Genomic DNA, 14,078 nt, shown 5'->3' with positions numbered 1-14,078 from the left:
TGACCTTATGCACCTTCCTTACACTTTCCATATACTTACATAATTAATTTTGAGTCCTGAAACTGGGCCCTCAATATTCGCTTTTTTTGGTAAAGCTTCGAGCTTATCTCAAAGAGCGCAATTGTGGCCTAAAACCACTTTGTGAACTAGATTTAGAGGGGAGACATCGATCCTTGTAAGGTTATCGATGGCTGTCGTAATGGAGGCACTTGGTAATATCACAAGGATAGGAGTGGAGCTTGATATTTAGTAACCGAGTCGGCGATAGGGATAAACGCTTTTCTGGTTTTAATCGACTGGTTCGGGCTCGTTTTATTGCGTTATTTATTCCCCTGACTCTGCTCAATATCGCCGCATTAATGCTGGCAAACTCCCTGTATATTAATGTCGAACAAGCCAAGCAGCAGGCCTTAGTTCAAGCCGCCATAGAGGTCGGTACCAATTTAGCTCAACATGATCTGACGACTGTCATGTCTCACCTGGAGTTTTTAACCGCCAGTGAAAATGTTGAAAGCTATTTAGATAATGGAATCGATGATAGTAAAGCGCATATCGAGAGGGAGTTTCTTAATTTAGCCAATACCAGTCAACTCTATGATCAAATTCGCCTTATCTCTCCCTCCGGAATAGAGCTGGTTCGGATCGACTATTTCGATGAGCAAGCGGTCGCCGTTGTCCCCGAGCTGTTGCAAGACAAGTCAAATCGATACTACTTTCAGGAAGCTGCCGCGATTACCACAGATAAGATGTATATCTCGGCGCTCGATCTCAATGTGGAAAATGGCGTTATCGAACAGCCCCTGAAACCTATGATCCGATTTGCTAAGCCACTTAAAGATGAAAATGGAGAGTTAAGAGGGGTTATCGTTCTAAACTATTTCGCCAATTTATTGCTCGACAAGTTCAGAAACCAGATGATGTTTGCTCCGGGAGAGGGGGCACTGTTGAATAAGGATGGCTACTGGCTATCGAGCAGGGATCCCTCTCAGGAGTGGGGGTTTATGCTCGATCATAAGCTGAGTTTCGGTACCGATAGTCCGGAGCTTTGGCAGACCATATCCCTGGCCGAGAAAGGCAGCGTTGAGAATTCAGATGGCCTGGTTACCTTCGCCACAGTGCACCCCATTAAAGACATTGATAAAAAAGTGGCCAATAGGGATCATTTTATCGATGAGTGGCGGATCATCATAGTTAATACCTATTGGGGGTTAGGTCCTGCTTTAGTCTTATCTAAGATTGAGTTTTTGTATCCGGCGTTGATCATCTACCCTATAGGATTGATACTCCTCTGGTTTTGGGCCCGGGCTTCAGTCGGTCGGAAGTGTGCCGAGCGGGAACTGAAAAAACTCAATAAAACGCTGACACTAAGAGTCGCGGAGCGAACTAAGGAGCTTGCCGTTATTAAGGATGTGACTATTCTCAGTATGGCTACTCTGGCCGAGACTCGAGATAACGAAACCGGGCAGCATCTCAGACGGACACAGACCTATGTAAAACTGCTGGCAGAAGAGCTACAAGATCATCCTGATTTTCACGATTTTCTGTCGGACAAAAATATAGATTTACTGTATAAGTCTGCCCCGCTTCATGACATCGGCAAGGTGGGAATACCCGATGATATCTTACTGAAACCCGCCAAACTGACCGATTTTGAATTCGAGATAATGAAGCGACATACAACCTATGGCAGTAACGCGATTAGCTCCTCAATTCATACGTTAACCAGTGAGCTGGCAGAAAATGATGGCCCGACATTTTTACAGTTTGCTCAGGATATTGCTCATTACCATCATGAAAAGTGGGACGGTAGAGGGTATCCAAATGGTTTGTCGGGTGATGATATCCCTATTGCGGCTCGGATCATGGCGATTGCCGATGTATTCGATGCGCTCTCATGTAAGAGGGTTTATAAGGGGGCTTTCAGTCGCGATAAGACTGAAAGCATTATGCTCGAAGGGCGCGGTACCCATTTTGATCCAAGAATGATCGATGCTTTTTGCAGGGTTAATGATTCATTCTGGGAGGTAAAAGCTCTGTTTGAAGATGAGCCCCCTGAAGTCACTAATGGCTGCATTGAGCATTTTCCAGTGGAGTATTCTCAACTGATTAATTTTGGTCAAGGTATTTAGCGGCAATGAGAGGCTGTATCTGCCACCTTTTCTTTAGCGAGCGTCTTCATTTAGCGAACTGAGGAATAAGCACTCACTGACTTCCTGAACTACAATTTTAAATGAATTGTAGTTCAGCATAGGTATGAGAATGATAAAGAAACTGTTGCTGTTTTTAGCCTTTGTTGGTGTCGCCACCTATCTTATCGTGGGTGTGCAAACTGAAACTTCAAATGAGGCATTTACAGCCCCGATTAAGATAGCTATGTCCACTACGCCATTAAGTTCACCCTTGATTATCGCCCAAGAGTTATCACTGTTTGATAAGCATAAGGTTCATGTAGAGCTATTGCCTGTACGAGGTGGCCATCGTAGTTTCACCATGATGAGCAATGGCGAGGTAGATCTGGCGACCAGCTCCGAATCTGTGGTGATGTTTAATAGTTTCTTGCGTACAGACTTCAGTGTGCTGGCCAGTTTTGTCGAGTCGGATAATGATCTCAAACTTATCACGTTAAAAAGCTCATCTATCACTGAGGCTAAGCTTCTTCAGGGCAAAAATGTGGGAATGGTTGAGTCCAGCGCCAGCGAGTTTTTCATCTATGCTTACATGATCCTGACCGGCAATAAAGAGGTCAAATTTAATCGTGTATTTATGGATGCATCAGAGTTGGGTCCCGCCCTGTTGTCGGGCAGAGTCGATGCCATCTCAATTTGGGAGCCCTTGGGTTATCAGCTTAATAAAGAGTATGGCGACCAAATCAGCCAATTCCAGACAAGGGGAATATACAACCTCTCATTTAACCTGATTGCTAAAAAAGCAACGTTAGAGAATAGCCTGAATTCCTATGTGAGAATTCTAGCAGCCATCGATGAGGCACAAAATTATATTGCTGAAAACCCGAAGAGGTCTAAGAGTATCGTGAGTGATTTTCTTCATATTCCGGTGACAGAGCTTGAATGGGGCTGGACCGATTATCTATTTCGGCTCTCCTTGAGTAATGTGTTGCTGTCCAATCTACAGACCCAGGCAAGGTGGGCGATAGCAACCGGCTCTGTTGTTGATACTAAAGGAATGCCTGACTTCAGACAGTTGATCGACACCAGAGCACTGGAGCGGGCGGGAAATATAGAGACAGATCTATAAAAATAACACCTTTGCATCTTCGATTGTCTGAGCGGGAAAGCCAGATGAACCGAGGGGAACAACACAGTTAATGAAATTGGCAGGAAGATGAAAGTAACCCTACGTCTTAAGATATTACTGATAGTGAGTCTAATGCTGACAAGTATCATCTTGATCTCTTTTATCACGCTAAAAGAGATACAGATGCAGACCAACTCGCAGTTGTATCAGGTCAGCGATATCGAGCATAAAATTGATCTGTTGAGCAGCAAACTATGGTTATTGCAGCAGTATCATGACGAGGATGCTCTGGTGCAGACTCGCGACGCACATGAAGAGCTTAAGCTGCTATTGAATAAGAAGCTGTTCACTCACAAAAATAAAATCATCATAGTCGCCAACCTGATTAGAATGAACGCTAACTTAGGTACCCTACTCGAACTGTCTCAAAAAGATCTCGAATCTCAGTTTCGCCACGGTATTACCTCGCCTGCCGGCATGCTTTCGGCGCGATATAGCATGACACTGCAGTCGATGAATGAAGACCTGGGGAAGTTGGAACGATTAGCAATCAAGGATTCAGAGATATCACAGCGAAAAATACTATTTGCAGTGATATTACTGATGGTAGTCGGCTCGGCGGTGGTCATGGCTTTAACTCTGTTTACCTTAAAGACCTTTAATACCAACCTCAACGCACTAACCGTAGGAATAAAAGATCTGGCTAAAGGCAACCTCAATAGTCGAATAGAGATACATGATACGGATGAACTATCTATTCTGGCTGAGCAATTTAACTTAATGAAACGCTCTCTGGAGGAGACGACGATTAAGAAAGATCAGCTGCAACTCGAGGTCGATCGTCAAACGAAAGAGCTGCAGCAGCAGCGTGAAGAGTTTCAGCACCAGGCCAATCATGACAGCCTGACGAAACTGTACAGCCGGAGCGCATTTGAGGAGCAGATGAAAACGGCGATTGCTCGCTGCGGTCGTACTAAACAGAGTGCCGCGCTGCTTTTCATCGACCTGGATCGATTTAAAGCCATTAATGATTGTCATGGTCATGCGGCGGGTGATGCGGTCTTGATCCAGATCGCTCAAAAGCTGTTACAGACGGTGCGTTCATCGGATATTATTGCCAGAATCGGGGGAGATGAATTTATTATCTGGTTAGAACCCATCGAAAATGCCACACAGGTGATAACCGTGATCAACAAATTGATCGAAGAGTTCGCGTTACCTATGCAATATCAGGATGTTGAACTTTTGATCGATGCGAGTATTGGGGTGGGTTTCTTCCCTATAGACGCCACAGAGCTGAGTGGCTTATTAAAAGTTGCCGATGACAATATGTATAAAGCTAAGGAGATTGATGGCACTACTTTCCAGCTGACCAACAAGGCAACGGTGGGATTCTCCGACGCCAAGATGGCTTAGAAAGAGGTTCCAGAAGCTAGAACCTAGAATCTGGGAACTAGAACCTAGGATCTAGCCCCTACATCTGTTTTTTTAGTAAACTCTGTAACTTCTCTCCGAATTGATACAGGGCTAGGCCAGTGATGACGGAATCTGGATGCCGATGAACAATGAGTCGATGATGAGCACTTTACCGTTTTATATGGCGCCTACCTCTGATTGTTTTTAGTAAACTCTGTAACTTCTCTCCGAATTGATATAGGGCTAGGCCAGTGATGACGGAATCTGGATGCCGATGAATAATGAGTCGATGATGAGCACTTTACCGTTTTATATGGCGCCTACCTCTGATTGTTTTTAGTAAACTCTGTAACTTCTCTCCGAATTGATACAGCGCCAGCCCGCCAATGACGAACAGGGCGCCGATGATCAAGGTATCTGTGATCACTTCACCATTTAATGTAGCGCCTAATGTCATGGCAAAAACCGGTGTGATCAAGGTGACCAGGGCCACTGTGCTGGCTTTGAGGTTCTGCAGTACATAGAAGTAGGCGATAAAGCCAATCAGAGAGCCGAACACGCCCAGGTAGATAATGGCCCAGATAGATTTTACCTGCCAGGTATCGACTGGCAGAGTTCCGTCAAATAGTAACCAGGCCAAAGTGAACAGGGGGGTTGAGAACAGCAGGGCTCCGACTGTACTTGCGATAGGGTGGATGTTAATTTTCACGGTTTTTATCAAGACACCACTCAGGCTGAAGAGGGAAACGGCGGCCAGCACCAATAGCAGGCCAATCCAGCTATCAGAGTTCAAAGATAGTTTCGAGGAGCAGACGATACCTAGCCCAATAAATGCCATGGCCAGCGCCAGTAATTTCGTCGGGCCAAACTTTGGTTCATTGAGGAGTTTCTGAGCTAATATCCCGGAGATTAACGGCGACAGCCCGAAGATCAATGACATGGTACCCGATGCTAAATATCGTGCGGCAAAATAGCTCAGTAACATGCCGCCAACGATACCAATCGAAGAGAAGCCATATAACTTTTTAGCAGCCTTAGTCCAGGGGAAACGAATCTGAAAGATGACCAGAAGCAGACTGCCTAATACCAAGGCTAGCACCATACGCAATAACACGGCCATGGTTGGGTGAACCGAGGCGCTGCTCCATACGATGCCAAGAGGCGTCGTTGACCAGATGAGCACGACCGATAAAAAAGCGAACGGCACCATCTTCGGGAGTGGAACGGGGTTCTGCATTACTGTTAATTCCTCATCTACTTGCCTGATTCTGAGGGCAAGCTGGCAACGGCTTTAGTTGTAGTCAAAGTTAGGTTTTAGTTAAAGAGTATCGAGCCATCTTGCTGGGAGAACTCTGATGCTGCGTTAACGAGCTTAAACGTAGAATAACTATGCTCTTCACTCGCTGCGAGCAACATGGATGTTGCAAATGTCATTTATGCAGGAGCAATTAATGACCTTGCCTCTGAAGCGCTAAACTCTCGCTGAGCGATTACATCTTTATACTGATTGGTATTAGTCATTTCCCACTCATAGAGAGCCGGATAATACTGATGTTCGAGGCGATAACTGTCAACCTTTCTCTGTCGAGGGCAGGCGATTTTTTTGTTAATTTTTATGAATGATACGGGATTGCGAGAGTGAGTTATGGAGGACTGATGAGACTGGCAATAACGCTAAAGGGAATATGCTGACTTGGGCTAATGCAGAGGGAGGCGCTCTAACTAAGCTTTATCAGAAAGAGAGGGGAAAAATCGAAAAGATGAAAATTGAAAGCCGAAAAATCAAAAGGGGCAAAGCCCTTCAGCTTATGCCCCTTTTGTTGTTTGCGGTTATATGAACCTTTGCCTTTCTTCGGTCTTTCGGTTCGCATTTTAAACAGTTCACTGGTGACTAATGCTTTTAATGCGTTGTCTTTAATCTTGCCTCGCTTACTATCGTGTTCGATATGCGATGAGGACTTTCGATGTTTTGCCATCGTGTGCTCCAGCTCCTTTCTCGTATGAGTCTCTTATTGCTCTCATGTGATTGACAGTGAGAGCGCCCGAAAGCCTCCCGATATAGGAGACTATCTGGCGATACTATAGAACAGATGTGTACATTTAGTAAACAGTTTTGTGCTGTCGGTAACCCACTTCTTATCTCATTGACTATCGGAGTGCTAATCACTATTGCTCGTTTCCCTCCTCATTCTTACTCTCAATTAACGGGTAGCCCAGCTCCCGCCAAAGGTTTAAGCCATGATCCAGGGCAACGGCTCGTAAGAAGCCCATCTCTCTCAGGGTCGAGGTGGCTAACACCGAAATGATGCCGAACTCACAATAGACGGCGATACGCCGGGTTGGATCGGGCAGCAATTCGTTGACCCGCAATTCCAGCTGCCCTCTGGGGATATGAATGGCCCCGGCAATATGCCCCTTGTCGAAGGCATCTCGCTCGCGTACATCGACTATGACAAACTTCGGCGCTATCGACTGGCTATAACGCAGCACCTGTTCAAGTGAGACAAATGAGATCTTTCTCTCGGCATCACTGATAAACTGTTCGACGGTTTTCCCGCCGCTTAAATTTGTGCGTAACGACTCGGTCAGCTGGGTTGGCATCTTGAGATCTATTGCCCGCATCTGGGCGACAAACTCATCTCTGTCTTTCTTTTGCAGCCTGGGATTATTTGAAAGTTCCTCCCCTATGCTGCTATGGGTTCGCTCCGAGTAGGCATGGGCCGGATAGACTTTCAGATCGGCAGAGAGCTTAAGCAAGCCATTAAAGAGACTATCGTATAGCCGCTCGGGGTCACCGCTGGGTAGGTCGGTTCGCCCGGTTCCACCTAAGAGCAGAGTATCTCCGGTAAATACCCTATCTTTCATTACTATACATATAGAGTCTGCAGTATGGCCAGGGGTGTGCATTATGGTAAGCCTGAGTTTACCGACTATGATGATCTCACCGTCATCGACGTACATATCGACGAAGGGGGCCGGGCTGTTGCAATGCATAATGACCGGGACCTTCAATTGACTTGCAAGCTGCTTACTCGCCGAGAAATGGTCTGCATGGGTGTGGGTGTCGAGCAGGTAATGGATAGCTAGTCCATCATGGCTGGCCAATCCCAAATAGTGTTCCATCTGACTGATCTCAGGGTCTATGATGATTGCGGAGTTAGTTTCACTACAGCCGATTAAGTAAGACTGACAGCCACGTTCAGTGCGGATTCGGTGAAATATCATCGACATCTTCTTGTCTCCTATGGATATTTGTCGACCTAAGTTGAGTTTCAAACAAGTTGAGTTTAAATATAGTCGATACTTGGTGACTCAAGAGGGTAAATATTGCGTGAAGTCAGCTCCTTGAATAAAAAGGTGCGAGATAAGGTAGTGAGGTTCGAGGTTCGAGGTAGGAGCGGCTTTAGCCGCGAATCTTTAAGGGCTACGAGTTACGAGCTACGAGCCACGACATTCGAGGTGCGACATTCCCCCTGTAGGAGCGGCTTTAGCCGCGAATCTCGGGCTAGAACCTAGAATCTGGAAGTGACATGGATCACGTTTTAGTCACCTTCTGTTGTCGATTAGGTTAGAGTAGGGGGATGAGTATCAAAGAGTCATTATCTCGACCACACGGATATAAACGATGAGCAGCATGGAAATAGACCTGGGTTTAACATTCGACAACAGTTATGCACAAGAACTGGAAGGTTTTTATGATGCTTGCCTGGGGGACAGGGCGCCGAGCCCCGAATTAGTGAAATTAAATGCATCCCTGGCAGAGAGTGTTGGCCTGACCAATACCGACACCGGGGAATTAGCCCAAGTGTTTTCGGGGAGTGACGCACCTATCGGCGCATCACCATTGGCACAGGTCTATGCGGGACACCAGTTTGGTGGATTTACTCCTCAATTGGGGGATGGCCGTGCGCTCTTGCTGGGGGAGGTACTGGATAAAGAGGGCAAGCGACTGGATCTGCAGCTTAAAGGTTCGGGCCCGACAAAGTTTTCACGCCGTGGTGACGGCAAGGCAGTACTGGGCGCCGTACTGCGCGAGTATATCTTGAGTGAGGCCATGCATGCCCTCAATATTCCCACCACCAGAGCATTAGCCGTTGTCACTACCGGTGAGCCTGTAATGCGAACCCAGTTTCTACCCGGCGCCGTGCTTACCCGCATCGCATCGAGTCATCTGCGTGTCGGTACATTTCAATTTTTCTCCGCACGTGGTGAGCAAGACAAGGTTAAGCAACTTGCCGATTACGCGATAGCACGTCACTACCCTGAGCTAAAAGAGAGTCAGCAGCCTTATCTGGATCTCCTCTGTGCGGTTCGGGATAAACAGGCTGAGTTAGTTGCCAGGTGGTTACTCGTCGGTTTCGTACATGGTGTGATGAATACGGATAATATGACCATCAGCGGTGAAACCATAGATTATGGTCCCTGTGCCTTTATGGATAACTATGATACCAATGCCGTATTTAGTTCCATCGATGAACAGGGTCGCTACTCCTATAACAATCAACCCGTTATAGCGCAGTGGAACCTGGCTAGGTTAGCGGAAACCTTATTGCCATTGATAGATGTTGATAGAGACGAGGCGATAGCCCAAGCTACCGAAGCGGTGACAGGATTCTGGGAAACCTTCCATAGATGTTGGCTGGCAGGCATGCGAGCCAAGTTAGGCTTATCGACCGCGCAGGAGACCGATTTGGCACTGTGCGAGCAGTTACTCGAGACCATGTCGGGACAGGAGGTGGATTTTACCCAACTATTTCGTCAACTCGCCAGCGATCTGACCAGTGGCAATAGTGAAAGCCAAACCCTATTCAAAGATGCCGATAAGTTTCTCCTGTGGCGAGCGTCCTGGTTAGCGCGCCTGGCCCAAGAGAGCCTGTCGACACCCGAGCGCGTAGAGATGATGAATGGGGCTAATCCGCTCTATATTCCCAGAAATCATCTGGTTGAAGATGCCATCGATGCCGCCGAGCAAGAGGGGGATTATCAGCCGTTTGAGAAGCTGATTGCCGTGCTCGCGACCCCTTACATGCAACAGGAGAGCGCCGACGATTACACTAAGCCTGCGCCCGAGAGCTTTGGGTGTTATACGACTTATTGCGGTACTTAGGTTATGATGCTCAGGGTATTCTCAGACTAAGATAAGGACGTTAATGTCTGCCACCCAACTACGGCAAAGGTGTTACAGCAGGCCAACCTCAAAAACCGTAAAGTGTTTGAGATAGGTAATCCCAGCCTGTCGCCTAAGAGCCGAGAGCTGCTGGATAACAGAGCGCTCTGGCTTTATGAGTCATTGCCGGATAATCGCTAACCGATAGCCATTGACCTGAAGATGCTGAGCGTTAAAGCGGGATCTCGCCGAAACGACCCTCTTGGTAGTCCTTGATAGTCTGCTCTATCTCGGCCTGAGTATTCATCACAAAGGGCCCCATATGGACAATCTTCTCTTTGATTGGTTGTCCGGCAAAGAGTAACAGCCCCGCGCCATCCGGTCCGGCCTGAAGTTTGAGTAGATCCTGACTATCCAGAATCAAATATGTACCTGCAGAATAATCATTAGGGAGGGTGTTATCGGAGCTCTGGGCATCATTGTTGCCGATAAGCGTTCCCTCGTAGAGATAGAGGCCGACAAACTCATGCCTGTCCAGCTGCAGTTCAGCCATTGCTTCGGGGCTTAGCATCAGATCCGCAATCGCGGCCTCACCTGCCAGATCCTGTATCGGCGCGCTGATGCTGCTTTGCCCTGTAAAGGCCCAGTTACCGGCCAGCGCCCGCAATAGCGCACCTTTGTCATTAGTCGACTCTGGGTTCGCGGTTTCACTGCTGTCCTCATACCTTGCCGGACGCATCTTCTGATTTGCGGGCATATTCACCCAGATTTGAAAACCGTGCAGCCCCTCATCGGCATCGGCTAAAGGCATTTCAGAATGGATAACCCCGCTTCCGGTGCTCATCCACTGTACATCTTTGGCCCGAATCGCTTTAACATTACCCAACTGATCTCTGTGCTCAAAGCCACCCTTTTTTATATAGGTAAAGGTTTCAATACCGCGATGAGGGTGTGGCGGGAAGCCACCGATAAAATCTTGCTTATCATCAGATTTTATCTCATCCAGCATCAGGAATGGGTCGAACCTGGTATTGTTAAAATCCGCCACCCGGCGAATATTCACCCCATCGCCATCCATCGCGGGTCTGGCGGAAAATTGATTGATGACTCTCATTAAATACTCCTCAATGTGGCTGCACGTAACTTCAAAAAAAGGCTAGCGGGCGAGCTAATGAGTCACAGCTTAACAATTAAAGTATCGAACAAAAATTGCGTAAATGTGCGAATATCATTCGATTAAATAGAAGTAAATGGCGTGAGGTATTCGGCATGTATCTGATGTGGTTCCGCCACGCCAGCCTGACGTTTCAAAGACTGTTCCCGACCCATATGGGAAATGTCGAACTCCCCATATAAAAAGTAAAAGTCACTGCAGTAAGTCATAGCAATGCTGTCCGATAAAATACAAGTGTGAACGGTCTTACAGACGACTCAAATTATCTTAATTACCCTTCGCTGATAAACAAAAAGACAATCTCGACTCGGTATCAGGCCTGAAGGTTGCGGGTACACAGGAGTTATTAAAATTATGCAACGAAGACGCCCCCCTCAACAACAAAGCACACCTGAAGAGTTGGCCAGCCAACTCAGGTTAGATGAGATCAAGCTGTTTAACTTGGTCGCTAAACTGGGCAGTTTCAGTGCCGCAGCCAAGCAATCTGGCATCAGCCAGCCTACCGCCAGCCGTCGCATCCGTCGCCTGGAGGAGAGCCTGAGTCTGCGGCTGTTCGAACGTACTACCCACACTGTGACTCTGACTGAACTGGGGACGCAGTTTTTGCAGCACAGTCTGCAACTTATGGCCAATTTCGACAGTACCCTGAGTTTCGTGCGGCAGACCAGAGAGGAGCCGGCGGGCCTGTTAACCGTAGGACTGCCACTCTGGTTACTGCAAACTATCGACAGCCGTTTTTTTGCGGAATTTTTGCAAAAATACCCGAAAATCCAGCTCAACTTTTATAATGTCTCCCCGGTGCGGCTTCAGGCCGAGAGCTTTGAGTGCGATGAAATGGATCTGATGCTGCATTTCTTTCTTCCCGCCGATCGTAAGATGACAGCCCGGCCGCTGCAAGCGTACAAGCTTGATTTTTTTGCCAATCCAAATTATCTGGCAAGGGCGCCGACACTGGAGCATCCTCGTCAATTCAGCCAACATGACTGCCTGTATGTCCGAAACCCATTCTTACAAGACAAGGGCTGGCTCTGGACCGAAAACGGCCAGACCAACTCGGTTATCATCAATGCGCTGACGACATTTGAGACATTCACCCCGGCGTTAGACTGGGCTCTGCAGGGAATTGGGGTGATCTGGTGCCCCACACCTCTCATCGATAAAGCCGATCCGCAGCGGCAGATGATAAAGCTGTTTGACGGTGCCTATGCGACAAGCTTAATCCTTAACGCTATCTACCCGTCCAGGCGACTCCTCTCCCCCAAAGTTAAAGTATTTATGGAGGAACTGACCTGCTTTCTGCGCAGTGGTCATGCAGCAAGCGTATAAACGGTTTCGACTGATGCTACTAAAACCATACAAATAGCAAGGGTATGATCTGACGGCATAAACATGTTGTTAATTAAGGTAACCCTATGACTACAGAGAAGGATAACAATTCCACCGATGCGCCGGCGGATCCGTCCCGGCGTAAGATGTTCAGACTCAGTGCGGTGGCGGCAGGCATCGCCGCAGTGGGCGGTGCAGGCACTTTCATCAGCCATCGCGTTGAGGGCGTTCCCTTTGAGGGCGGTTTCCCTATGCCAATTGATGATAAGGTGCTCAAGCCATTTAATCAGCGTAACTGGATCTTTTCACAAGGCGGCTCCGAGAGGAACCGGGCCGAATTTCCTAATCGGGATAAGGCATTTTCCGAGTTGATCGGCGAAGAGGACTGGTCCTTTCAGGATGGTATGTTTGCCGCGTCAGACTATACCCGCAGCCCGGAGCAGTGGGATAACGCACGTCCCGGTTACCAGCAGATAGACTGGGCACTCTTCTGTGCGGCCTCACACCCGCTGGAATACCTGGGTAAGATGGCTAAATTCGGCATGCCGGATGCGCCGGGGATCTGTGGCTGGCCCCAGAAGAACCTTGCGCCGGTGAAGTGGCAGTTTGCATCCAAAAAAGAGGCGGCCACCAAAATCAAACGCGCCGCTAAGCTGTTTGGCGCGACCCGGGTTGGGATCACTTATAACGATCCACGCTGGAACTATGAACCCATGTACAACATCTTCGAGTCTAAGGAGGTCTCTTGGGATGAGTACCCCTTCAAGCCCAAGACTGTCATCGTCATGCTGCACGAGATGGATTACGACGCGATAAGAACCTCCCCGTCTCCCGCCTCCGTGGGGGCCGTCAATAAGGGCTACACCGACATGGCGGTAAAGGCGGGCTCACTGGCCGACTTTATTCGACGCCTGGGCTATAAGGCGATAGCTTCGCACAATGATTCTATCAACAAAGTGGCTTACGGTATCATGGCCGGGCTTGGCGAAGGCGCACGAAATGGTGCCTTGGTGGCCCCGGGATTAGGGCCGCGAGTCCGTATCTCGGCGGTGATCACCGATTTCGATTTTGTCGAATATGACAAGCCACGCAACTTCGGCATCATGGAGTTCTGCGAACATTGTAAATTGTGTGCCGATCGTTGCCCCTCCAAGGCCATCACATTCGATGACAAGCCTGGCTTCAAACCCACCTACGAGGGTGCTGACAACCCGGATCTGGCTTGGGCCGGGCAGATCGGGGTCAAGAAGTTCTACAACGATGCCAAGAAGTGTTTCAAGTTCTGGGCTGATAATACCGTCGCCTGTACCAATTGCATCAAGGCATGCCCGTGGAACAAGCCGGATTTCTGGCACCACCGCCTGATCGATGCCTCCAACACCTTCACCAAAGGTCCGGTCCACACCTTTATGAAGGATATGGACACCCTGTTCGGTTACGGCGATATGGATGTGGCTAAGGCTACCAAACTGTTTTGGAATAAGGAGGATTAGTCATGATGGGATTGCAATGGTATCTGATGGGAGTACTGACTATTTTTGCCTGGAACGGTTACTTATGGCTGGGGCGTCACTATCGACTCGACTGGAAGGCAAGCCTTGGTCTGCTCATCTCAGCCTGTACCTTATTAGTGTGCTTCGGTTGGTCATGGGCCTCATTCGCCGAAGGCGAGGCCAGATCCGGTGCAATGGGGCTGCTGCTATTCGGACTCGGTGGTCTGATGATATTCAGTGGCACCTGGCGCGCATTTATTAGGCCGAAGAAGCACTCACTAAACTAGCAGGCAATGTCGGAGGCGTG

11 protein-coding genes are annotated in these 14,078 nt (G+C 48.2%); 7 read left to right on the top strand and 4 right to left on the bottom strand.

Going from position 1 to position 14,078, the window contains the following annotated elements; translation table 11 throughout:
• The first annotated feature begins 239 nt into the window (after positions 1 to 239).
• From SSED_RS19745 to SSED_RS19735, 3 genes are all read left to right on the top strand, one after another.
• Positions 240 to 2,129 carry an HD domain-containing phosphohydrolase gene (locus SSED_RS19745; protein WP_012144112.1) on the top strand — a complete coding sequence of 630 codons (1,890 nt, stop codon included), beginning with the start codon at positions 240 to 242 and terminating at the stop codon, positions 2,127 to 2,129.
• A gap of 130 nt (positions 2,130 to 2,259) precedes the next feature.
• Positions 2,260 to 3,255, top strand: a complete 996-nt coding sequence (locus SSED_RS19740) for an ABC transporter substrate-binding protein (protein ID WP_012144111.1) — start codon at positions 2,260 to 2,262, stop codon at positions 3,253 to 3,255.
• 87 nt (positions 3,256 to 3,342) lie between these two features.
• Positions 3,343 to 4,671, top strand: coding sequence for a diguanylate cyclase domain-containing protein (locus SSED_RS19735; protein WP_041421820.1), 1,329 nt, complete (start codon positions 3,343 to 3,345; stop codon positions 4,669 to 4,671).
• 301 nt (positions 4,672 to 4,972) lie between these two features.
• On the opposite strand, the gene SSED_RS19730 is transcribed toward SSED_RS19735, so the two are convergent.
• The 3 genes from SSED_RS19730 to SSED_RS19720 form a co-directional block, all read right to left on the bottom strand.
• Positions 4,973 to 5,908, bottom strand: a complete 936-nt coding sequence (locus SSED_RS19730) for a DMT family transporter (RefSeq protein ID WP_012144109.1) — start codon at positions 5,906 to 5,908, stop codon at positions 4,973 to 4,975.
• A 481-nt stretch (positions 5,909 to 6,389) separates the two neighbouring features.
• Positions 6,390 to 6,647: a ribosome alternative rescue factor ArfA gene (locus tag SSED_RS19725; protein WP_012144108.1), complete on the bottom strand. Its 258-nt coding sequence runs from the start codon at positions 6,645 to 6,647 to the stop codon at positions 6,390 to 6,392.
• Positions 6,648 to 6,837: 190 nt separating this feature from the next.
• Entirely contained in the window at positions 6,838 to 7,902 is a 1,065-nt protein-coding gene (locus SSED_RS19720) for an MBL fold metallo-hydrolase (protein ID WP_012144107.1), read from the bottom strand.
• Positions 7,903 to 8,296: 394 nt separating this feature from the next.
• Here SSED_RS19720 and SSED_RS19715 point away from each other — a divergent pair, with 394 nt between their 5' ends.
• Positions 8,297 to 9,778 (top strand): protein adenylyltransferase SelO, encoded by a 1,482-nt coding sequence (locus SSED_RS19715; protein ID WP_012144106.1) that lies wholly within the window; start codon positions 8,297 to 8,299, stop codon positions 9,776 to 9,778.
• A 232-nt stretch (positions 9,779 to 10,010) separates the two neighbouring features.
• Here SSED_RS19715 and SSED_RS19710 read toward each other — a convergent pair whose 3' ends face one another.
• Complete coding sequence (locus SSED_RS19710; protein ID WP_012144105.1) at positions 10,011 to 10,892, bottom strand: pirin family protein; 882 nt, start codon at positions 10,890 to 10,892, stop codon at positions 10,011 to 10,013.
• A 414-nt stretch (positions 10,893 to 11,306) separates the two neighbouring features.
• Between SSED_RS19710 and SSED_RS19705 the strand changes: the two genes are divergently transcribed.
• From SSED_RS19705 to SSED_RS19695, 3 genes are all read left to right on the top strand, one after another.
• On the top strand, positions 11,307 to 12,278 hold the full coding sequence (locus SSED_RS19705) for a LysR family transcriptional regulator (RefSeq protein WP_012144104.1): 972 nt from the start codon (positions 11,307 to 11,309) through the stop codon (positions 12,276 to 12,278).
• An 86-nt stretch (positions 12,279 to 12,364) separates the two neighbouring features.
• Entirely contained in the window at positions 12,365 to 13,771 is a 1,407-nt protein-coding gene (locus SSED_RS19700; protein ID WP_012144103.1) for a reductive dehalogenase, read from the top strand.
• Between the two features lie 2 nt (positions 13,772 to 13,773).
• Positions 13,774 to 14,058, top strand: a complete 285-nt coding sequence (locus SSED_RS19695; RefSeq protein ID WP_012144102.1) for a VcrB family reductive dehalogenase putative membrane anchor — start codon at positions 13,774 to 13,776, stop codon at positions 14,056 to 14,058.
• Positions 14,059 to 14,078: the final 20 nt, after the last annotated feature.

This window comes from Shewanella sediminis HAW-EB3 (assembly GCF_000018025.1).
Taxonomy (GTDB): domain Bacteria; phylum Pseudomonadota; class Gammaproteobacteria; order Enterobacterales; family Shewanellaceae; genus Shewanella; species Shewanella sediminis.
Note: the sequence above shows the minus strand (reverse complement) of the source record. Positions and strands in the feature narration are given on the sequence as shown.